Below are 19,536 nucleotides of genomic sequence, written 5' to 3'. Positions count from 1 at the left end.
CGCCTTTGCAAAACCGACCTCAGACTTTCCCCATGCTGAGATAAAGAGAGGTTCGTGATGAAAATTGGCGTATTCGTTCCCATTGGCAACAACGGCTGGCTTATCTCTACCCACGCGCCGCAGTACATGCCGACCTTTGAGCTGAACAAGGCCATCGTGCAGAAGGCAGAGCACTATCACTTCGATTTCGCCCTGTCGATGATTAAGCTGCGCGGCTTCGGCGGTAAGACAGAATTCTGGGATCACAACCTGGAGTCCTTCACCCTGATGGCGGGGCTGGCGGCGGTTACCTCGCGCATCCAGATCTACGCTACCGCCGCCACCCTCACCCTGCCTCCGGCCATCGTGGCGCGGATGGCTTCCACCATCGACACCATCTCCGGCGGGCGCTTCGGCGTGAACCTCGTCACCGGCTGGCAGAAGCCGGAGTATGAGCAGATGGGGCTCTGGCCGGGGGATGACTATTTCGCGAAACGCTACGACTACCTCACCGAATACGTGCAGGTCCTGCGCGATCTGTGGGGCACCGGCAAGAGCGACTTCAAAGGCGAGTTCTTCACCATGAACGACTGCCGCGTCAGCCCGCAGCCGTCGGTGCCGATGAAGGTGATCTGCGCCGGGCAGAGCGATGCCGGGATGGAGTTCTCGGCGAAATACGCCGACTTTAACTTCTGCTTCGGTAAGGGGGTCAACACTCCGGCGGCCTTTGCCCCTACCGCCGCCCGCATGAAGGCGGCGGCTGAAAAGACCGGGCGCGACGTCGGCTCCTACGTGCTGTTTATGGTGATCGCCGACGAAACCGACGAGGCGGCGCGGGCGAAGTGGGAGCACTACAAAGCCGGGGCCGACGACGAAGCCCTGAGCTGGCTCAGCGAGCAGAGCCAGAAGGACACCCGCTCCGGTTCGGACACCAACGTGCGCCAGATGGCCGACCCCACCTCGGCGGTGAATATCAACATGGGCACCCTGGTGGGCTCTTTCGCCAGCGTGGCGAGGATGCTCGATGATGTCGCCAGCGTGCCGGGGGCAGAAGGCGTGCTCCTGACCTTTGATGATTTCCTTACCGGCATTGAGACCTTCGGCGAGCGCATCCAGCCGCTGATGCAGTGTCGCGCCCACATTCCGGCCATCACGAAGGAGGTAGCGTAATGACGACCCTGCCCGCACGCCCGGAAGCCATCACCTTTGACCCTCAGCAGAGCGCGCTGATCGTGGTGGATATGCAAAACGCCTACGCCAGCCCCGGCGGCTATCTCGATCTCGCCGGGTTTGACGTCTCCGCCACCCGCCCGGTGATCGAGAATATCCGCACCGCGGTGGCCGCCGCCCGCCGCGCCGGAATGCTGATCGTCTGGTTCCAGAACGGCTGGGACGACCAGTACGTGGAGGCAGGCGGCCCCGGCTCGCCTAACTTCCACAAATCGAACGCCCTGAAAACCATGCGCCAGCGCCCGGAATTGCAGGGCCAGCTGCTGGCGAAAGGCGGCTGGGACTATGAACTGGTGAACGAACTGGTGCCGGAGCCGGGCGACATCGTGCTGCCCAAACCGCGCTACAGCGGCTTCTTTAATACGCCGCTGGACAGCCTGCTGCGCAGCCGCGGCATCCGCCATCTGATCTTCACCGGTATTGCCACCAACGTCTGCGTGGAATCCACCCTGCGCGACGGCTTCTTCCTCGAATATTTCGGCGTGGTGCTGGAAGATGCCACCCACCAGGCGGGACCGGCGTTTGCCCAGCAGGCCGCGCTGTTCAATATCGAAACCTTTTTTGGCTGGGTCAGCGACGTCGCCACCTTCTGCGACGCCCTCTCCCCCGCCGCGTATGCCCGTATAGCCTGAGGAGCAAGCCAATGCCGAAATCTGTGATTATCCCCCCGGGCACCAGCACCCCGATTGCCCCATTCGTTCCCGGTACCCTGGCGGACGGCGTGGTCTACGTCTCCGGCACCCTGCCGTTCGATGCGCAGAACAACGTGGTCTTCCCCGATGACCCAAAGGCACAAACCCGCCACGTGCTGCAGACCATTCAGCGCGTGATCGAAACGGCGGGTGGGACCATGGAGGACGTGACCTTCAACAGCATCTTTATCACCGACTGGAAAAACTACGCCGCGATTAACGAAATCTACGCCGAGTTTTTCCCCGGTGATAAACCGGCCCGCTTCTGCATTCAGTGCGGGCTGGTCAAACCCGAGGCGCTGGTGGAGATCGCCACCATCGCCCACATCACGCCGTGAGGTTGCCATGAATCTGTCCATTTCACCGCCCCCCTTCGCCGGTGCGCCGGTTGTGGTGCTGATCGCCGGATTAGGAGGCAGCGCCAGCTACTGGCTGCCCCAGCTTGCTGACCTGGAGCAGGGGTATCAGGTGGTGTGCTATGACCAGCGTGGCACCGGCAACAATCCCGGCGAGCTGCCGGAGGATTACACCCTGGCGCAGATGGCCGACGAGCTGTGGCAGGCGCTGGATGCCGCCGGGATCGCACAGTTCAGCGTGGTGGGCCATGCTCTGGGGGCGCTTGTCGGCCTGCAGCTGGCGGTGGATCACCCCGGCGCACTCAGCGCGCTGGTGTGCGTCAACGGCTGGATGGCGCTGCATCCCCATACCCGGCGCTGTTTTCAGATCCGCGAGCGGCTGCTGCACGCAGGGGGCGCTCAGGCGTGGGTGGAAGCCCAGCCGCTGTTTCTCTATCCGGCGGATTGGATGGCGGCCCGCCAGCCGCGCATGGAGGCCGAAGAGGCGCTGGCCCTCGCGCATTTCCAGGGCAAAACCACCCTGCTGCGCAGGCTCAGCGCCCTGAAGCGGGCCGATTACAGTCGCCAGACCATGCGCGTCCGCTGCCCGGTGCAGATCATCTGTTCCGCCGACGATCTGCTGGTGCCCACGATCTGCTCTTCGCAGCTGCACGACGCCCTGCCCGACAGCATCTTCACCCGGATGCCCCGGGGCGGCCACGCCTGCAACGTGACCGAGCCGGAGGCGTTTAACGCCCTGCTGCAAAACGGGCTCGCCAGCCTGCTGCACCGCCACGAACGTTTATCAAAGGAGTTGCCATGAGTGAAGCCATCAACCCGACGGCGCAGAACGCGCTGTTTACCGAGGCGCGAACCCACAACGGCTGGCTGGATCGCCCGGTCAGCGACGAGACGCTGCGCGAAATTTACGACCTGATGAAGTGGGGCCCGACCTCGGCCAACTGCTCACCGGCGCGGATGGTGTTTATCCGCACCCCGGAAGGCAAAGAGAAGCTGCGCCCGGCGCTCTCCAGCGGCAATCTGCAAAAGACCCTCACCGCCCCGGTGACGGCGATTGTAGCCTGGGACAGCGTGTTTTATGAGCGTCTGCCGGAGCTGTTTCCCCACGGGGATGCCCGGAGCTGGTTTACCGCCAGCCCGCAGCTCGCCGAGGAGACCGCCTTTCGCAACAGCACGATGCAGGCGGCCTATCTGATCGTCGCCTGCCGGGCGCTGGGGCTGGATACCGGGCCGATGTCCGGCTTCGATCGGGAGAAGGTGGACGCGGCCTTCTTCACCGGCAGCAGCCTGAAAAGCAATCTGCTGATCAATATCGGCTATGGCGATACCAGCAAACTCTACGGGCGTCTGCCCCGTCTCAGCTTTGAAGACGCCTGCGGGCTGGCATAAGGAGCCACCATGAACATCGATAAGCAAACGTTTCGGGATGCGATGGCCTGTCTCGGCGCGGCGGTCAATATTATCACCACCGACGGCCCGGCCGGTCAGGCGGGCTTTACCGCCAGCGCGGTGTGCAGCGTGACCGACTCGCCGCCGACCCTGCTGGTGTGCCTGAACCGCGGCGCGTCGGTATGGCCGGTGTTTAATGATAACCGCACCCTGTGCGTCAACACCCTGAGCGCGGGCCAGGAGTCGCTCTCGAATCTGTTCGGAGGGAAAACCCCGATGGCCGACCGCTTTGCCGCCGCCGACTGGCAGACGGGGGCTACCGGCTGCCCGCGGCTGGACGACGCGCTGGCCTCCTTCGACTGCCGGATTAGCCAGGTGGTGAGCGTCGGCACTCACGACATTCTGTTTTGCGAGATCGTTGCAATTACCCGCCACCCGGTGCCGCAGGGCCTGGTGTGGTTTGACCGCGGATACCACGCGCTGATGCGACCCGCCTGTTAACCCTCCTTAAGGAGCAGCTGATGGCACTATTCGGTTTTCCTCACTGGCAGTTGAAATCGACCTCAGAAAGCGGCGTGGTCGCGCCGGATGAACGTCTCCCGCTGGCGCAAACCGCGGTGATGGGCGTGCAGCACGCGGTGGCGATGTTTGGCGCCACGGTGCTGATGCCCATTCTGATGGGGCTGGATCCTAACCTGTCGATTCTGATGTCGGGCATCGGCACCCTGCTGTTCTTTTTCATCACCGGGGGACGGGTGCCGAGCTACCTCGGCTCCAGCGCGGCCTTTGTCGGGGTGGTCATTGCCGCCACCGGCTTCAGCGGCCAGGGGGTTAACCCGCAGCTGAGCGTTGCCCTGGGCGGGATCATCGCCTGCGGTGCGATCTATACCGTGATTGGGCTGGTGGTGATGAAGATGGGCACCCGCTGGATCGAACGGCTGATGCCGCCGGTGGTGACCGGCGCGGTGGTGATGGCGATTGGCCTGAACCTGGCCCCTATTGCCGTCAAAGGCGTTTCCGGCTCGGCCTTTGACAGCTGGATGGCGGTGATGACGGTGCTGTGCATCGGTCTGGTGGCGGTGTTTACCCGGGGAATGGTTCAGCGGCTGCTGATCCTGGTGGGGCTGATCGTCGCCTGCCTGCTCTACGCCCTGGTGACCAGCCTCTTTGGGCTCGGCAAACCGGTGGATTTTGCCCTTGTGCAGCAGGCGGCGTGGTTTGGCCTGCCGCAGCTGACCTCGCCCACCTTTAACGGCCAGGCGATGATGCTGATTGCCCCGGTGGCGGTGATCCTGGTGGCGGAGAACCTCGGTCACCTGAAGGCGGTGGCCGGAATGACCGGGCGCAACATGGACCCGTATATGGGCCGGGCGTTTGTGGGCGACGGGCTGGCGACCATGCTGTCGGGCTCGGTGGGCGGCAGCGGAGTGACCACCTATGCCGAGAATATCGGCGTGATGGCGGTGACCAAAGTCTACTCGACGCTGGTGTTCGTGGCGGCGGCGGTGATTGCCGTGCTGCTCGGTTTCTCACCGAAGTTTGGCGCGCTGATCCACACCATCCCCGCGCCGGTAATTGGCGGGGCATCGATAGTGGTGTTCGGGTTAATCGCGGTGGCCGGGGCGCGGATCTGGGTGCAGAACCATGTCGATTTGAGCCAGAACGGTAACCTGATTATGGTCGCCGTGACCCTGGTGCTGGGAGCGGGTGATTTTGCCCTTTCGCTGGGCGGCTTTACCCTCGGCGGTATCGGCACGGCCACTTTCGGCGCGATTGCCCTTAACGCCCTGCTCAGCCGCCGGATGGCCGGGGTGACGCAGGGCGAAGCGGTTCCTCAGGACTGATCCAGCGAGGCGCTGTCGGCTTCCGCCAGCGCCTTATTCTTTCTTTTGAGCTTTAGCTCGCTCACCAGCACGCCCGCAATGATAAAGGCGGCGCCCAGCAGAGCCAGCAACGGCAGACGCTCCCCGGCCAGACGGCCAAAGATCCCCGCCCACACCGGCTCGCCGGTATAGATAACCGTTGCACGCGTCGGGGAGACGCTGCGCTGGGCCCAGTTCATGGTCACCTGAATAATGGCGCTGAAAATCCCAAGCCCGAGCGCCACGATCCACAGCCCGGCCGACATCGGCGGAACGGATTCCCCGGCCGGGATCATGGTCAGAAACGCCACCAGCGAGGCGGTGGCCAGCTGCACAACGGTGACGCGCTTGACATCCACCTTTCCGGCCCAGGCGCTGATGAGGATAATCTCGGCGGCAATCGCCACCGCGCCCACCAGGGTAATGATCTCACCTTTCCCGAGCGCCAGTAGGTTATCTTCCGGCCCGGCCAGCAGGATCAGCCCGATAAAGGCCAGCACGATACCGATGCAGGACATCATCCCCGGCATCCGGCGCAGGCAGAGCCACTGCAGCAGCGGCACCAGCGGAACATACATGGCGGTAATAAAGGCCGATTTACTGCTGGGGATGGTCTGTAGTCCCCAGGTTTGCAGGCTGTAGCCCATCGCAATCGCCACCCCTATCGCCAGCCCCGCCTTCAGCTCGGTCATGGTCAGGCCGCGCAGGGTTTTGAGGGAAATCAGCGCCACCGCCAGCGCCGCCGTGGCAAAGCGCAGGCCGACAAAGAAGAAGGGATCGCTGAGCGTCACGGCGTACTGCACGGCCAGAAAGGTACCGCCCCAGAACATGGTGATAAGGATCAGGATCGCTTCCTGCGGCTTGATGGAGAAGGCATAACGAGAGGAGGACATGGGACACCAGGGTAAAGAGTGAATCCGCTAGTGTGGGAGGAATTTGATAACAGTTCAATAACAGGCACAAAAAAACCGCCGGGTATCCCGGCGGCGGGGGGTGCCAGGGGTCATGAGACCCGTACTTCAGACAGCGACAACTTATTTACTCCTGTTACCGCCATGGCTATTTTTACCCCCTTTTTTGCCAGCTTCGGATGCGCGCTGAGGGTCATTCTTGAAGTTACCCCCGCTCTGCTGGCCACCTTTACGTCCTGCTGCTGATGCTCTTTCACGGTCTTCTGCAAAATTACCTGACCCACCACGATGGTTTGCCATGTCGGACCTCCAGAGTTAGAAACATAAGATTTCGTTCTGTATTCAGTGAAAGCGGTTTCTTCCACCTGACGACGCTAAAAAAGTGGCTTTATCTGCGCCGCGTGAACCTAAGCTTAGTGGAGCATGGGCATTCAGCCAGCCAATCGTAATATCCTGCAATACGATATCAGCCTTTTGTATGAAGCCCGACGAAACGGAACCATAAACCTTTCTTATCATTCCAGAAATTCACAATAGGGAAAATGTGTCATTTTGCTACGAAGACAGACCCACATGCATTGTTGTTTAAAATCAAACAAATGGCCTTCAGATTTGCAGTCTCGCTGTCACGTCATATCTTTAAATGAGGACAGCATGCCGCTGGCCAAAAAAATCATGCGAGGAGTGAGGCGAAATGACGAGAATTCTGGTGCTCTACTATTCCATGTACGGACACATCGAAACCATGGCTCACGCAGTGGCGGACGGCGCCAGGAAAGTCGAGGGGGTTGAGGTAGTGATCAAACGCGTGCCGGAAACCATGCCGGCAGACGCTTTTGCCAAAGCAGGTGGCAAAGCGCAGGACGCGCCGGAAGCCTCTCCACAGGAGCTGGGCGATTACGACGCGATCATCTTTGGTACCCCGACGCGCTTCGGCAACATGGCCGGACAGATGCGCACCTTCCTCGATCAAACCGGCGGGCTGTGGGTGAAGAACGCGTTACACGGCAAGATTGCCAGCGTGTTCAGCTCAACCGGCACCGGTGGCGGACAGGAGCAGACCATTACCTCCACCTGGACTACCCTTGCCCACCACGGGATGGTCATTGTGCCGATCGGCTATGGCACGCAGGAGCTGTTTGATATTTCACAGGTTCGCGGTGGAACGCCTTACGGCGCGACCACCATTGCCGGTGGCGACGGCTCGCGTCAGCCGTCAGAAGCAGAACTGAACATCGCCCGCTACCAGGGTGAATATGTCGCCGGCCTGGCTGCTAAACTGAAAGGTTAACTCTCAACTGGAGGATCACTATGCCAACACAAGAAGCTAAAGCACATCGCGTCGGGGAATTTGCGCGCTTACGTAATACGTCACCGGAGATCGCCGAGGCGATTTTTGAAGTCGCAAAATATGACGAAAAACTGGCAGAGAAAATCTGGGAAGAAGGTAATGATGAGGTGCTGATGTTAGCCTTCGAAAAAACCGACAAAGACTCGCTGTTCTGGGGCGAGCAGACCATCGAACGTAAAAACGTCTGACCGCATGCGGCGCCTGATGGCGCTACGCTTATCAGGCCTACGGGATGAGGTCCTGTAGGTCGGGTAAGCAACGCGCCACCCGACGCTTTGTTTCCTCTCCCTCAAGGGAGAGGAAATCCCCTTACTTCGCCGCCGTATTCAGCACCGTGTTAAACGTCTCCACCGGGCAGAACCCATTCGCATCCACCGGACAGCCGTTCAGTTCCAGGGTGACGCGCTGCGCCGGGGCTTCTAACGTCAGCACCTGGGCATTTCGCAGTTGCTCCGTGCTCTGGTAAACATACTCAATTTTCATCAGGTCGCGGTTGCCGCTCTTGTCGTGCCAGCGCTGGAAGACGATCTTGCCGCCGATTGGCGTGCGCTCATACTGGCCGTGTAGCTGATAGGGTTTAAAATCGAGGGCCTTCAGCAGAGAGGCAATGTTGGAGTCATGCCCGACCAGCACGGTGATTTTCGGCGCTTTCGCCTGGTCGGTGACCAGCGCGTTGTCGATGTATTTCACCAGCGGTTTCGCCACGTTACGCGCCACCTCCGCGGAGGTGAAGAGCGAATCCTGATAGCCGTTTTTCAGCTGAGAGAGCACCCGCCACTGCTGGTCGGTTTTGATCTCGCCCCAGGCCACCTGATCCATCGGGAAGCCTTCGTAATACTGCAACGTGAAGGCGTCCACCAGCGAGTTCCCTACCTTCAGCGGACCGGAGACGCCGGGCTCTTTCTGGTATTCGGCGCTGTAGGTGTCTTTCGCCTCCGTCAGGGAGCAGACCTGTTTCTCTTTGCAGGACGGCGACTGGTCGTAGTCGGTCATCTGCTCCAGCAGCTTGTAGCTCTCATCAAGCTGCATTCCGGCGCGCTCTTTATTCATCGCCTGCAGCGCTTTCTCGCGGAATTCCGGCGAGTTGTCGGTGATCACCGGATTGAAGGTTGGGTCCATGGTGCCCATCTGTTCCTGATGGTGCACCGGCACATCGCAGCCCGGGAAGGCGCCGGTAATGAAGAATTGCGCGGTCGCCACCGTGCGCTGGAGGCTGTTGGCATAGGCATAGACGCTGTTCGCCGCAGGACACTCCCCGGCGGTCACCAGGCCCTGCTCAGCCAGCCACTCGCGCATGTAGTGGCCCATATAGACCTCCAGCACGCCCCCTTTGGTGGTGAGCTGCCCGCCGGGCACATCCCACTCCGGCCATTTTTCCGGCGTCGACTGTTCTAGCACGCTGCCGTTATTAGCCAGCGGCGCACGCAGGTTATGGCGGCTCATGATCAGAACCTGTTCCAGCTGATACCCTTCCGGCGCGGTTTGCGCCTGAACGCCACAAGACAATCCGATGCTGCCCGCCACGGCGACAGCGAGTAGTGCTTTTCTCATCCCTAATTCCTCACGTGTTTATTGTTGTTAACAGTGTGACAGATTTGTGACGAATTACCTGGAGCCTGCCCGCAAAGTGACGGCTTGCTTTGTACGTTGGAGCAGATTGGTTTTATAATTAAACTTACCGCTAATAAGGAGACACCGTGAAACGTACCCGTCTGGAAGAGAGTCCCTGCCCTGTTGCCCGCTCGCTGGATATTATCGGCGACTGGTGGTCCCTGCTGATCGTGCGCGATGCCCTGAGTGGCGTTACGCGTTTTGGTGAGTTTCAGAAAAGCCTCGGCATTGCGAAGAACATGCTGGCAACCCGGTTGAAGTTGCTGGTGGACGAAGGCATCCTGGAGCTGCAACCCGCTTCCGACGGCAGCGCCTGGCAGGAGTATGTGCTGACCGAAAAAGGCCGCGATCTGCAAACCGTGCTGCTGGCGCTCTCGCAATGGGGGAACGCGCACCTGTTCGCCGAGGGCGGTACGGGAACCGTGCTGGTAGACGCGCGGGATCGCCAGCCCCTGCGCAGGCTAACGATGATCGCAAGCGATGGACGGGAACTGGGGCCGGATGAGGTGGTGGCGAAATATCCGGCGCTGGAGGAGTCCTCTCACTCAGCAGATTAGATATTTCGAAAATCACCTGCATAAAGCACGACAACGCTCAGACTACTGTCTGATATATCACTGCCGGACAAAGGTTAAAAATGAAAAAAATAACGCCAGAATATACACCTGTTGACTTATCAACCTGGGCAAGGAAAGAGCATTTTGAGGTATTCCAGTCCTTTGCTGAATGCTCAATTAACCAGACGGTTCTGGTGGACATTACCGCGCTGCTAAAACATATCAAAGAGGTTGGCTGGAAGTTTTACCCGACGATTATTTCCCTCCTCGCTAAAATTGTGAACAGGCATGCGGAGTTTCGCATGGCCATGAAAAACAATGAGCTTGTCATCTGGAATGAAGTGCATCCCAGCTATACCATTTTCCATAATGAAACCGAGACCTTTTCATCATTATGGAGTCAGTATGATGGCAATCTTCAGCACTTCCAGGAAGTTTATTCAGAAGACGTTGCTCGCTATGGTAATAACCTTGCTTATTGGCCTAAAGGAGAATCACCGGAGAATATATTTTTCGTATCGTCGATTCCCTGGGTAACCTTTACCAACTTCAATATGAACATTGCGAAAATGCAGAACTTTTTCTCGCCGATGTTCACCTTTGGAAAATATTACAACCAGGATGGAAAAGTATTGTTGCCCCTCGCTATTCAGATCCACCATTCGGTGTGCGACGGTTTCCATGCGGCAAGACTGTTTAATGAGTTACAGGAGATGTGTGACGACTTACGGCACCAGTGAGCGTCACGCAATGCGTGATGCGCTTTAGGTCTTCAAGATCTTTATACGTGGAGTGAGCGGGAAAGATGGCTATTATATGCTTTACTGCCCCGCTTTCTAGTGCAACGAACCCAGCGCACATACTCGTTTTATTGACCAGCTTGTTGCTGCTGTGGCGCAGGCTTAGACCAGGCGTCAGAATATTTAATTACGCCGTCCAGATAATACCACTCAATGCTGTTATAACATAAACTAACAGTTTCAATCATATTGTGGCTATTGGTGCCCGGAATATACGTATGATTGGCATTTACAGACATGATGACAACACCTTCCAAAGTGACCCGATAGATTTCCCGCTCGATACCCGCAGCGTTGATTTCATAATATTTGATTTCAGCTTTTTGCAGTCGCCGCCCCTCACAAATACAGATAGCAAGATAAGGAGACAGTTTATTCACCTGTTTATGGATAATGTATGGCGCATGCTGTCTGGTACCTGTCATTCTCCCGGTGTGCGTGTCAACCGGTTGGCTGACGCCATAGCTGCTACTCATCACTTCAACCGCGCCTTCACGGCCCAGAGCAAGGCTTCCGCCGTTTAATAACATCCCATTTTCATCATAAAGAAACAGGTAGGCAGGTAATGACATGGTTAATTACTCCTTGGACTTAAGATAGTTTTTTTGGTTTAGGGAAAGAAGGCGTAGCTGCCTCATACCCCATTATTGGCGTCGTTCATTTCCAGGGAATAATGCTCATATACTGACACCCTGAATCCCACCATAAATATTTAATACTACCGGAACTATCTATAATAAAAACATCATAATAGTTATTATTATCTAATGTATAATTCAACCTATAGATGACACCATATTCTAAAGCAACCATAAAGCAGCTCTCCGGATAAGAGAGTTGCGTTGAACGACCACTTAACAATATTTTCTTTACTTTACCTACAGACGAAAACTCATAATTCCCAAGCACTTGCTTTTTATTAACACTAAAGCAGACGCGATTCCCGTCAATAAATACCCCCCTCATTTTCCCAAAATGAAGGTTTTGATTTTCTCTGTTCATGCATGATTTTTCAGAAACCTTACTCGGATAAGGGCATACGGCACTTCCACCTAAATCCAGGATCTGCCCGTCATTATCAATGATGAAAGAGTAATAATAAATTTTTTGGTTTATTATATAGTCTACCCCGTAGACAACTGCTTTTTCCAAATTAACGGTAAAGCAAGTGTCAGGGTAACGCAACTTTGAGGAATAGTTATTGATTAATTCATAAGACACATTCCGACTGGTTACCAGACTGTAGCTTTCAAGTACATCCTTTTTATCCAGTGTAAAGCAGATGCGATCGCCCTCAATATAGATAGCTCTCCTTTCTCCGTATTGGGCACCCTCTTTTCCTTTACCGGGGCATCCCGTGAGTAAGACGATCAAAGGAATAATAAATAACGTTTTCATCCTGGAAAACTCCCTAATACCTTTTCATATTTACGCATTAATGCCAAAAAGGGTTCTGAGGGATCGTAATCGCTGTAATCATGTAGATATTCGTTGCCCTGAAATCCATAATGTTTCAATAACCAGTAATCGCTCACAATAGAGGCCTGCTGCTCCAGACCGTAATCGAGCAGGTTTGCCTTATCCAGGCTGTAGGTATAATTCGCCATCCATGAAAATGCACCGCGCATTCGAACCCACATGCCGCGCTGGTGCTGCCAGACATGCATCATTTCATGCAGGAAAAGATGCTGTGCTTTAGGTCTTTTTCCATCTGCGGTCGCAGAAAAATCATGTTCATATTTTTCTGACCGAAACCACATTTCACCATTTGGGGCCATAGCCCGGTCGGGATCTTGCAGATTAAATGGAAGATAACTTTCGCGATGGATCCAGACCTTATGATAATGAATGCTGTAACCGTATAGTGTACTGGCTAAGTTGATCTCGCCGAGCCTTAAGCGCCTCAACCCGCCCTCTTCCGTTTTCGGCCATCTTACAGACTCTGGATAATACATATCGTCATGCCTTGAGAATAGTATTCGAACGAAAAATGTATATCACTCAGGCAATCACTTCCGGGGCACTTCATACATTAAATTAAATATAAGAAATCATTCAGGAATGTATTTAAATAACACATTCAACCGTCTATCTTATATTCAAAATTTATGACACGAAAAAAAACGCGCCAGTAAAACGGACGCGTAATAAAAAGCCTTAACAATGGCGGCAATTGATTCATAAATTCACTCGCCATGTAGTCGATGCGAAAACCCCTCCTCCGACAGCATTCGTCCCTGGCTGAAGCTCCACTCATCGGCGGTGTTGAACTGGATCATCACCATAACGTCATCCGGATGAATATTCAGCGCCCGGTGCAACTCTTCACACAGCCTGCGGCAGAGGTTCTGCTTCTGCGCAAACGAGCGGGGCTTGCCCGCCAGAATGTGAAACTGAATAAAATTGTCGCTGCGCCCGCCGCTTTTATAGTGCCGGTCGAACAGGTGCCGCGTGGCCGGGATCTTCTCAAAAATCTGGAAGCGATCCCCCGGCGGAACCGCGAATTCTGCCTCCAGGCACTGCTGTAGGATGTCGGAGATCTGCGCTATCTGTGCGTCGCTGTATCCCGGACGCAGGGAAATACGGGTGAAGGGCATCGGGATCACTCCTCTTCCAGGCAGCCGAGGGCGGAGACCGCCGCAGGCCAGCCGGCGTAGAACGCCAGATGGGTAAAGACTTCGGTGATTTCGTCCCGGCTCAGGCCGTTTTGCTGCGCGAAGTCGATATGCCAGGGCAGCTGCTGTACCCGGCCCAGCGCCGTCAGGGCACCGAGAGTAATCAGGCTGCGATCGCGCGGGGAGAGCGCGTCGCGTTTCCAGATATCATTGAAAAGCACCTCCTGGCTCAGCTCGGCCAGTTTCGGCGCGACGTGGCTCAGGGTTTCAGAAGTGAGTGATTTCGCCATCGTGTTCTCTCCGCATTGACAGTAAGGCGATTCTGGCGTCATATTTTCATCCTGAAAATCAAATTATATGCGGCGCACCATCCCGCATTTCAGGACGATTATGAACAAGCTTCCCCCGACGCTCGACCTCGACGCACTGCGCAGTTTTGTTACCGGCATTGAGTGCGGCAGCTTTGCCCTGGCCGCTACCCACCTCTGCCGCTCCACCTCGGCGGTAAGCGCCCAGCTCAAAAAGCTGGAGCAGCAGTGCGGCGCAGAGCTGGTGATGAAAAAAGGCCGTGGCCTGACGCTGACCCGCAACGGCGAGATCGTCATGGGGTACGCCCGCCGCATGCTGGCGCTGAACGACGAAGTGCAATTTGCGCTGAAGGGCGAACGGTTGCAGGAGGAGATCCGCATCGGCATGCAGGAGGATTTTGGCGAGTCGCTGATGCCGGGGATCCTGGGGGAATTCAGACGCCACCATCCGGGGGTACGGATCGTTGCCCGGGTGGATCGCAACCGGGCGCTGCTCAACGCCTTTGATGATAACGCCCTTGATATGGTGCTGCTGTGGCAGAACGAGAGCGAACCGCGCAAGGGCACAGCGATCGGCCAGAGCCAGCTGGTGTGGATCCAGCCCCCGGAGATGGACATCGTCAGTCTGCTGGCCCGGGGCGAGCCTCTGCCGCTGGTGATGTTCGACAGCCCCTGCCTGATGCGCTCCCACGCCATCGACTGCCTGAACCGGGCGGGCATCCCCTGGCGGGTGGAGTTTGTCAGCCACAGCCTGAGCGGGATCTGGGCGGCAGTGCAGGCCGGGCTCGGCGTGACGCTGCGCACCCGGATCGGGATGCCGCCCAGGCTGCAGGTGACGGGAAGCGAGCTGCCCGCGCCGGGCAGGCTGGGGATTACGCTGGAGCAGCAGCACGGGAGCGAGTCACAGCAGCGCGCGCAGATGCTGCTGGCCCAGCTGATGGAGCAGGCCCTGCGTGCAGTGACGTAAATGGCGGATCCTCGCCACAGGTTGTCAGTTTTGCGCCAGTACCCTTCCCCGTTATTCGCCAGGATGAAAACACGACATCACCTGGAGAATCACTATGTTGCGCAATCCCTCGCAAAAGTACGCGGCCTATACCCCGATTTCCTTACCCGACCGCCAGTGGCCGGATAAGACGCTGACCCACGCCCCGCGCTGGCTCTCTACCGATCTCCGCGACGGCAATCAGGCGCTGGCCGAGCCGATGGATATCCCCCGCAAGCTGCGCTTCTGGGAGCAGCTGCTCAAATGCGGCTTTAAGGAGATCGAGGTGGCTTTCCCCTCCGCCTCCGAAACGGACTTTCAGTTTGTGCGCCAGCTGATTGAGGAGCAGCGCATTCCGGATGACGTCACCATTCAGGTGCTCACCCAGGCCCGCAGGGATCTGATTGAGCGCACCTTCGCGTCGCTGGACGGCGTAAAACGCGCCATGGTGCATCTCTATAACGCCACCGCGCCGCTGTTCCGCGAGCTGGTATTTCGCCAGAGCAAGGAGGAGATTGTCCAGCTGGCCGTCAGCGCCACGCGCCAGATACGCGCGTTGTGCGAGGCCAACCCGCAGACGCACTGGACGTACGAATACTCGCCGGAAACCTTTTGCTTCACCGAGCCGGAATTCGCCCTGCAAATCTGCGAGGCGGTAGCCGATGTCTGGGAGCCCTCTGCCGAACGGCCGATGATTATCAACCTGCCCGCGACGGTTGAGGTGAATACACCCAACGTGTATGCCGATCAGATCGAGTATTTCTGCCGTCACTTTTCCCGTCGGGAAGACGTCTGCATCAGCGTCCATCCCCATAACGATCGCGGCAGCGGCGTCGCCAGTGCCGAACTGGCCCTGCTGGCAGGCGCTGACCGGGTTGAAGGTTGCCTGTTCGGCAACGGGGAGCGCACCGGGAACGTCTGCCTGGTGACGCTGGCGATGAACCTTTACAGCCAGGGCGTCCCGCCTGAGCTGGATTTCAGCGACATGAAGCAGGTGGTGGAGCTGGTGGAGCAGTGCAACCAGTTGCCGGTGCATCCCCGCCATCCTTACGCCGGGAAGCTGGCCTTTACCGCCTTCTCTGGCTCACATCAGGACGCCATCAAAAAGGGCTTTCACGCCCGGGAACAGTCCACCTCTCCGCGCTGGGAGATGCCTTATCTTCCGGTCGACCCGGAGGATATCGGCTGTAGCTATGAGGCGGTGATCCGCGTCAACAGCCAGTCCGGGAAAAGCGGTGCGGCCTGGATGCTGGAGCAAAATCATGGCCTGGTGCTGCCCCGCGCCCTGCAGCAGGACTTTAGCCGCCACGTTCAGGCGCATACCGACCGGGAAGGCACCGAGATGACGCTGAGCGCCCTGTGGCAGCTGTACCGTGAGCTGTACGGGCCGCATCAGCTCGCCCCTCGGCAGCTGCTGGATTACCGCACCGAGAGCCAGGCTGATGGCGGGCTGGCGCTGTGGGCCCGCGTCCAGACTGCGGAAGGCGTTGTGACTCTGGAGGGGAAAGGCAACGGCCTGCTCTCAGCCGCCGCCAGCGCGATGAAAGCCTGCTTCAGTCTGACCTTCGCTATTGAGGACTATCACGAGCATACGCTTGGCCGATGCAGCGAAAGCCGCTCGGCGGCCTATATCCGCTGCAGCTTTAAGCAGGGTGAAAGCCGCTGGGGGACGGGCATCGACAACGACGTTTCCCGGGCGTCGCTTCAGGCCTTGCTGAACGCATTGCCGGAGAGCGCCCCGGGCGGGAAGTAGTCGCTCGGTGCCACCCCGAGCGTGCGGCGAAACATCGCGCTAAAGGCGCTGTGGCTCTCATAACCGAGGTCCAGCGCCACCCGAAGCACCGACTGACCCTGCGCCAGTCGGTTCATCGCCTCCATCAGCCGCGCCCTGCGCAGCCATTCGCTGAACGCCAGCCCGGTCTGCTGGCGAAAGTGCCGCAGCAGGGTGCGTTCGCTGATATTGAGCGTTTTTGCTGCGAACATCGTTGTCCACTTTGTTCCCGGCTCGGCCTGGATCCGGCGGCAGAGTGCCAGCAGCGCGGGCGCCTGAGGTTCAGGAAGGTTAAACGGCAGCACGCTAATCCCCCGGATCTCATCGAGGATCAGCTCGTAGATGCGCTCCGCCCGACTGCCTGCACCGTAGCTTTCCGGCAGGTGCAGCGAGGCGATGATCAGCTCGCGAAGCAGGGTGGATATCTGCACCACCTGGCACACCGAAGGTAAATCCGCCCGGGCAAAGGGATCGATAAACAGCGTCCGCGCCGCCACGTTGCCGGTGATCAGCAGCCGATGTTGGGTCCCGGCAGGCAGCCAGACGCCCCGCCCCGGCGGCACAATCCAGAACCCCTGCCCGGTCTCCACCCGCACCACCCCGCTCAGAGTGTGCAGCAGCTGCGCGCAGTCGTGGCTGTGCCACGGCTCCGTTGCGCCGTGGGTGTAATCGTGGGCAAACGGCACCAGCGGCCGGGTAGTAAAGCTGAATTGTGTTTGTGTGGTCACAGGTTAACTCGTGGATGATTTATTTTGATGCTCGATGAGCGTGGCTTTTTTATACGTCAGCTTATGCATTCCTTTCCAGGAAAATAACACCCTGCTTCCTCATATGACATATTCAGAAAAACGCAAAAATATATCCAGAAGAAGAATAATCCGAATTATGTCCTGCATAAAGGTGCGTTGCGTCACAGTGGCTACGCTTTAAATTCATTGACTAAGGAGGTCGGGATGACATCAGGAAACACCACTTCAAAAAACTACCCACAACCCCCATTTGTGGAACAACCGCAACAAATGCCAGGACTGGCATCAGAGATGAAGCCAATCCCCGATCATGGCGAAACCAGTTATACCGGCTCGGGTCGACTCGCAGGTAAAAAAGCGCTTATTACCGGTGGTGATTCCGGTATTGGCCGCGCCGTGGCAATCGCCTATGCCCGTGAAGGTGCCGATGTGGCTATTGGCTATCTGCCGGAAGAAGAATCTGACGCCGCAGCGGTTATTGCCCTGATTCAGGCGGAAGGACGTAAGGCCGTAGCGATCCCGGGCGATATTCGCGTGGAATCGTTCTGTGAGACGCTGGTTGAGCGCGCCGTCACTGAACTGGGCGGCCTCGATATTTTAGTCAATAACGCGGGCAGACAGCAGTTCTGCGAGTCCATTGAAGATCTGACCACCGCCGCTTTCGACGCGACGTTCAAAACCAATGTGTATGCGCCGTTCTGGATCACCCGCGCGGCCGTGCGTCACCTGTCGGAAGGTGCCGTCATTATCAATACCTCTTCGGTTCAGGCGTTTAAGCCGAGCGAGATCCTGCTGGATTATGCCCAGACCAAAGCCTGTAACGTGGCCTTTACCAAATCACTGGCGAAACAGCTTGGACCGAAAGGTATTCGGGTGAATGCCGTGGCACCGGGCCCTTACTGGACCCCGTTGCAATCAAGCGGCGGTCAGCCGCAGGAGAAGGTGCAGCAGTTCGGGGAAGATACGCCGCTGGGCAGACCGGGTCAGCCCGTGGAGATCGCGCCGCTTTATGTTCTGCTCGCGTCTGAAGAGTGCTCTTATGCCTCCGGTCAGGTCTGGTGCTCAGACGGTGGTACCGGCGTAGCCTGATTCTGTTGTCTTTATTTTTGACCTGCCTGACGGCTGGCGGACTTATTATAAATCCATTATTCGAAGCGGTAATGGATTTTAAAATTTCAAAAGCCGTCCGGCGTAAAATTATCAACTATTATTAGATCGTTAATTTTCGTTTTTTTATTCCTTTAAGCTTGAAAGTCTAATTTGTTAAAAATGACATCCTCTGGCTCTTAAAGGGCTTAAATGTTGAAGTTGATAATGTTTCCTGTTTTTCAATCGGTTCCTGTTTCCGAACGCATATTAATTAAAGGGCAACAGCTATGACTCACATTCACGAACACGCTACGGTTAACACTACGTATCCCGATACGCGTCTGCCCGTGCCTGCCGCGAGCAGTAGCGCCGTATCCTGGGGTGCCATCTTTGCCGGCGCGGCCGCCGCCGCATCCCTGTCGCTGATTTTGCTGATGCTGGGCGCAGGTCTGGGCCTGACGTCCATCTCGCCCTGGGAGAGCCGCGGACTCGACGCCGGGACGGTGGGCATCGCAGCCATAGCCTGGCTGACGTTCACCCAAATCGTGGCGTCGGGCATGGGGGGTTATTTAGCCGGGCGACTGCGCACCAAATGGGTTGATGTACACACGGATGAAGTTTATTTCCGCGATACGGCCCACGGATTTTTGACATGGGCGGTGGCTGCGCTGGTTTCGGCTGCGCTGTTAACCAGCACCGTAGGCGCCATTATTGGCGGCGGGGCTAAGGTTGTGGGTACCGTTGCCGGTGGTGCTGCGACGGCTACAGCGGCGGGCGCTGCGGGTATGGCGAACGCTTCGTCTGGCGCACCTGGTAATCCAATGGACTATTTCGTGAATTCGATGTTCAGAGGAAATGCGGCTCCAGCACCTGCGGCACCGACAGACCCTGCCGCGGCTCCTGCTCCGGCAACGCCAGCCGCGCCTGGCCAGGATTTGACCCCTGCCCAGCTAAGCGAAGTGACCGGTATTTTTGCTAACAGCATTAGCACCGGGGCGTTACCTGCAGAAGATCGTCAGTATGTCGCCCAGCTGATTGCGCAGAAGACCGGCATCAGTCAGCAAGAAGCTGAACAGCGTGTACAGGCCACCTATGACAAAGCCCAGGCCAAACTAAAAGAAACCAAGGAGAAAGCGCAGCAAGCCGCTGATGCTGCACGTAAAGCCACAAGCTACCTGATGCTCTGGACATTCATCTCACTGCTGGCCGGTGCTTTCGTCGCCAGCCTGTGTGCGACCTACGGTGGCCGTCAACGTGACTTATAATTTTTAATTAAGCAGG

The 19,536-nt window shown here is 57.4% G+C and carries 24 protein-coding genes; 15 read left to right on the top strand and 9 right to left on the bottom strand.

Going from position 1 to position 19,536, the window contains the following annotated elements; translation table 11 throughout:
• Window positions 1-57: 57 nt before the first annotated feature.
• Genes rutA through rutG form a run of 7 tightly spaced genes read left to right on the top strand, consistent with a single transcriptional unit; the run spans window position 58 to window position 5,490 of the window.
• Window positions 58-1,149, top strand: coding sequence for a pyrimidine utilization protein A (gene rutA, locus FHN83_RS20070; protein WP_139564735.1), 1,092 nt, complete (start codon window positions 58-60; stop codon window positions 1,147-1,149).
• The gene (rutB, locus tag FHN83_RS20065; RefSeq protein WP_139564734.1) at window positions 1,149-1,841 is read left to right on the top strand and encodes a pyrimidine utilization protein B; all 693 of its coding nucleotides are present in this window, start codon (window positions 1,149-1,151) and stop codon (window positions 1,839-1,841) included. The genes rutA and rutB overlap by 1 nt, the downstream gene beginning before the upstream one ends.
• An 11-nt stretch (window positions 1,842-1,852) precedes the next feature.
• Complete coding sequence (gene rutC, locus FHN83_RS20060) at window positions 1,853-2,239, top strand: pyrimidine utilization protein C (protein ID WP_139564733.1); 387 nt, start codon at window positions 1,853-1,855, stop codon at window positions 2,237-2,239.
• Window positions 2,240-2,246: 7 nt separating this feature from the next.
• Entirely contained in the window at window positions 2,247-3,059 is an 813-nt protein-coding gene (rutD, locus tag FHN83_RS20055) for a pyrimidine utilization protein D (protein WP_139564732.1), read from the top strand.
• A complete protein-coding gene (locus FHN83_RS20050; RefSeq protein ID WP_139564731.1) occupies window positions 3,056-3,646 on the top strand; it encodes a malonic semialdehyde reductase in 591 nt (196 codons plus the stop codon). The genes rutD and FHN83_RS20050 overlap by 4 nt, the downstream gene beginning before the upstream one ends.
• A 9-nt stretch (window positions 3,647-3,655) precedes the next feature.
• Window positions 3,656-4,147, top strand: a complete 492-nt coding sequence (gene rutF / locus FHN83_RS20045) for an NADH-dependent FMN reductase RutF (RefSeq protein ID WP_039032299.1) — start codon at window positions 3,656-3,658, stop codon at window positions 4,145-4,147.
• A gap of 20 nt (window positions 4,148-4,167) precedes the next feature.
• Window positions 4,168-5,490 (top strand): pyrimidine utilization transport protein G, encoded by a 1,323-nt coding sequence (gene rutG / locus FHN83_RS20040; RefSeq protein ID WP_039032298.1) that lies wholly within the window; start codon window positions 4,168-4,170, stop codon window positions 5,488-5,490.
• Here the strand turns inward: rutG and FHN83_RS20035 are convergent.
• The gene (locus FHN83_RS20035) at window positions 5,481-6,401 is read right to left on the bottom strand and encodes a DMT family transporter (RefSeq protein ID WP_039032297.1); all 921 of its coding nucleotides are present in this window, start codon (window positions 6,399-6,401) and stop codon (window positions 5,481-5,483) included. The genes rutG and FHN83_RS20035 overlap by 10 nt on opposite strands.
• Window positions 6,402-6,542: 141 nt before the next feature.
• Window positions 6,543-6,719, bottom strand: coding sequence for a general stress protein (locus tag FHN83_RS20030; protein ID WP_072036748.1), 177 nt, complete (start codon window positions 6,717-6,719; stop codon window positions 6,543-6,545).
• Between the two features lie 394 nt (window positions 6,720-7,113).
• Between FHN83_RS20030 and wrbA the strand changes: the two genes are divergently transcribed.
• Window positions 7,114-7,710 carry an NAD(P)H:quinone oxidoreductase gene (wrbA, locus tag FHN83_RS20025; RefSeq protein ID WP_039032295.1) on the top strand — a complete coding sequence of 199 codons (597 nt, stop codon included), beginning with the start codon at window positions 7,114-7,116 and terminating at the stop codon, window positions 7,708-7,710.
• Window positions 7,711-7,730: 20 nt separating this feature from the next.
• Window positions 7,731-7,958 carry a YccJ family protein gene (locus tag FHN83_RS20020; protein ID WP_039032294.1) on the top strand — a complete coding sequence of 76 codons (228 nt, stop codon included), beginning with the start codon at window positions 7,731-7,733 and terminating at the stop codon, window positions 7,956-7,958.
• Between the two features lie 121 nt (window positions 7,959-8,079).
• Here FHN83_RS20020 and agp read toward each other — a convergent pair whose 3' ends face one another.
• Window positions 8,080-9,321 (bottom strand): bifunctional glucose-1-phosphatase/inositol phosphatase, encoded by a 1,242-nt coding sequence (gene agp / locus FHN83_RS20015; protein ID WP_139564730.1) that lies wholly within the window; start codon window positions 9,319-9,321, stop codon window positions 8,080-8,082.
• Window positions 9,322-9,467: 146 nt separating this feature from the next.
• Here agp and FHN83_RS20010 point away from each other — a divergent pair, with 146 nt between their 5' ends.
• Window positions 9,468-9,938, top strand: coding sequence for a winged helix-turn-helix transcriptional regulator (locus FHN83_RS20010; protein WP_139564729.1), 471 nt, complete (start codon window positions 9,468-9,470; stop codon window positions 9,936-9,938).
• A gap of 80 nt (window positions 9,939-10,018) precedes the next feature.
• Complete coding sequence (gene catA / locus FHN83_RS20005) at window positions 10,019-10,678, top strand: type A chloramphenicol O-acetyltransferase (RefSeq protein ID WP_139564728.1); 660 nt, start codon at window positions 10,019-10,021, stop codon at window positions 10,676-10,678.
• 128 nt (window positions 10,679-10,806) lie between these two features.
• On the opposite strand, the gene FHN83_RS20000 is transcribed toward catA, so the two are convergent.
• From FHN83_RS20000 to FHN83_RS19980, 5 genes are all read right to left on the bottom strand, one after another.
• Entirely contained in the window at window positions 10,807-11,310 is a 504-nt protein-coding gene (locus tag FHN83_RS20000; RefSeq protein WP_139564727.1) for an Hcp family type VI secretion system effector, read from the bottom strand.
• Between the two features lie 85 nt (window positions 11,311-11,395).
• Window positions 11,396-12,136 carry a putative T6SS immunity periplasmic lipoprotein gene (locus FHN83_RS28250; RefSeq protein ID WP_176556506.1) on the bottom strand — a complete coding sequence of 247 codons (741 nt, stop codon included), beginning with the start codon at window positions 12,134-12,136 and terminating at the stop codon, window positions 11,396-11,398.
• The gene (locus FHN83_RS19990; protein WP_139564726.1) at window positions 12,133-12,693 is read right to left on the bottom strand and encodes a type IV secretion protein Rhs; all 561 of its coding nucleotides are present in this window, start codon (window positions 12,691-12,693) and stop codon (window positions 12,133-12,135) included. Before FHN83_RS19990 ends, FHN83_RS28250 begins: the two co-directional genes overlap by 4 nt.
• A 231-nt stretch (window positions 12,694-12,924) precedes the next feature.
• Window positions 12,925-13,335, bottom strand: a complete 411-nt coding sequence (locus FHN83_RS19985; RefSeq protein WP_139564725.1) for a tautomerase family protein — start codon at window positions 13,333-13,335, stop codon at window positions 12,925-12,927.
• A 5-nt stretch (window positions 13,336-13,340) separates the two neighbouring features.
• Window positions 13,341-13,643: a carboxymuconolactone decarboxylase family protein gene (locus FHN83_RS19980; RefSeq protein WP_138368587.1), complete on the bottom strand. Its 303-nt coding sequence runs from the start codon at window positions 13,641-13,643 to the stop codon at window positions 13,341-13,343.
• 100 nt (window positions 13,644-13,743) lie between these two features.
• On the opposite strand from FHN83_RS19980, the gene FHN83_RS19975 reads away from it, so the two are divergent.
• Window positions 13,744-14,628: a LysR substrate-binding domain-containing protein gene (locus FHN83_RS19975; RefSeq protein WP_139564724.1), complete on the top strand. Its 885-nt coding sequence runs from the start codon at window positions 13,744-13,746 to the stop codon at window positions 14,626-14,628.
• A gap of 94 nt (window positions 14,629-14,722) precedes the next feature.
• Window positions 14,723-16,399 carry a 2-isopropylmalate synthase gene (gene leuA / locus FHN83_RS19970; RefSeq protein WP_139564723.1) on the top strand — a complete coding sequence of 559 codons (1,677 nt, stop codon included), beginning with the start codon at window positions 14,723-14,725 and terminating at the stop codon, window positions 16,397-16,399.
• Here the strand turns inward: leuA and FHN83_RS19965 are convergent.
• A complete protein-coding gene (locus FHN83_RS19965) occupies window positions 16,351-17,145 on the bottom strand; it encodes an AraC family transcriptional regulator (protein WP_139564722.1) in 795 nt (264 codons plus the stop codon). The two genes, leuA and FHN83_RS19965, sit on opposite strands and share 49 nt — an antisense overlap.
• Before the next feature lie 225 nt (window positions 17,146-17,370).
• Between FHN83_RS19965 and FHN83_RS19960 the strand changes: the two genes are divergently transcribed.
• Entirely contained in the window at window positions 17,371-18,255 is an 885-nt protein-coding gene (locus FHN83_RS19960) for an SDR family oxidoreductase (protein ID WP_039032285.1), read from the top strand.
• A 287-nt stretch (window positions 18,256-18,542) separates the two neighbouring features.
• Window positions 18,543-19,520: a hypothetical protein gene (locus tag FHN83_RS19955; protein WP_139564721.1), complete on the top strand. Its 978-nt coding sequence runs from the start codon at window positions 18,543-18,545 to the stop codon at window positions 19,518-19,520.
• Window positions 19,521-19,536 lie beyond the last annotated feature (16 nt).

The organism is Leclercia adecarboxylata (assembly GCF_006171285.1).
GTDB classification, from domain to species: Bacteria; Pseudomonadota; Gammaproteobacteria; order Enterobacterales; family Enterobacteriaceae; genus Enterobacter; species Enterobacter barmai.
This window is presented reverse-complemented; position numbering and strand designations above follow the sequence as displayed.

Bases quoted from the DNA above. Each gene is read 5' to 3' on its own strand.
- rutA (WP_139564735.1), top strand. From the start codon at position 58: ATGAAAATTGGCGTATTCGTTCCCATTGGCAACAACGGCTGGCTTATC.
- leuA (WP_139564723.1), top strand. From the start codon at position 14,723: ATGTTGCGCAATCCCTCGCAAAAGTACGCGGCCTATACCCCGATTTCC.
- FHN83_RS19960 (WP_039032285.1), top strand. From the start codon at position 17,371: ATGACATCAGGAAACACCACTTCAAAAAACTACCCACAACCCCCATTT.
- wrbA (WP_039032295.1), top strand. From the start codon at position 7,114: ATGACGAGAATTCTGGTGCTCTACTATTCCATGTACGGACACATCGAA.
- FHN83_RS20000 (WP_139564727.1), bottom strand. From the start codon at position 11,310: ATGTCATTACCTGCCTACCTGTTTCTTTATGATGAAAATGGGATGTTA.
- FHN83_RS20020 (WP_039032294.1), top strand. From the start codon at position 7,731: ATGCCAACACAAGAAGCTAAAGCACATCGCGTCGGGGAATTTGCGCGC.
- catA (WP_139564728.1), top strand. From the start codon at position 10,019: ATGAAAAAAATAACGCCAGAATATACACCTGTTGACTTATCAACCTGG.
- FHN83_RS19980 (WP_138368587.1), bottom strand. From the start codon at position 13,643: ATGGCGAAATCACTCACTTCTGAAACCCTGAGCCACGTCGCGCCGAAA.
- rutF (WP_039032299.1), top strand. From the start codon at position 3,656: ATGAACATCGATAAGCAAACGTTTCGGGATGCGATGGCCTGTCTCGGC.
- FHN83_RS19985 (WP_139564725.1), bottom strand. From the start codon at position 13,335: ATGCCCTTCACCCGTATTTCCCTGCGTCCGGGATACAGCGACGCACAG.
- rutB (WP_139564734.1), top strand. From the start codon at position 1,149: ATGACGACCCTGCCCGCACGCCCGGAAGCCATCACCTTTGACCCTCAG.
- rutG (WP_039032298.1), top strand. From the start codon at position 4,168: ATGGCACTATTCGGTTTTCCTCACTGGCAGTTGAAATCGACCTCAGAA.
- FHN83_RS20030 (WP_072036748.1), bottom strand. From the start codon at position 6,719: ATGGCAAACCATCGTGGTGGGTCAGGTAATTTTGCAGAAGACCGTGAA.
- FHN83_RS28250 (WP_176556506.1), bottom strand. From the start codon at position 12,136: ATGAAAACGTTATTTATTATTCCTTTGATCGTCTTACTCACGGGATGC.
- rutC (WP_139564733.1), top strand. From the start codon at position 1,853: ATGCCGAAATCTGTGATTATCCCCCCGGGCACCAGCACCCCGATTGCC.
- agp (WP_139564730.1), bottom strand. From the start codon at position 9,321: ATGAGAAAAGCACTACTCGCTGTCGCCGTGGCGGGCAGCATCGGATTG.
- rutD (WP_139564732.1), top strand. From the start codon at position 2,247: ATGAATCTGTCCATTTCACCGCCCCCCTTCGCCGGTGCGCCGGTTGTG.
- FHN83_RS20050 (WP_139564731.1), top strand. From the start codon at position 3,056: ATGAGTGAAGCCATCAACCCGACGGCGCAGAACGCGCTGTTTACCGAG.
- FHN83_RS19990 (WP_139564726.1), bottom strand. From the start codon at position 12,693: ATGTATTATCCAGAGTCTGTAAGATGGCCGAAAACGGAAGAGGGCGGG.
- FHN83_RS20035 (WP_039032297.1), bottom strand. From the start codon at position 6,401: ATGTCCTCCTCTCGTTATGCCTTCTCCATCAAGCCGCAGGAAGCGATC.
- FHN83_RS19955 (WP_139564721.1), top strand. From the start codon at position 18,543: ATGACTCACATTCACGAACACGCTACGGTTAACACTACGTATCCCGAT.
- FHN83_RS19975 (WP_139564724.1), top strand. From the start codon at position 13,744: ATGAACAAGCTTCCCCCGACGCTCGACCTCGACGCACTGCGCAGTTTT.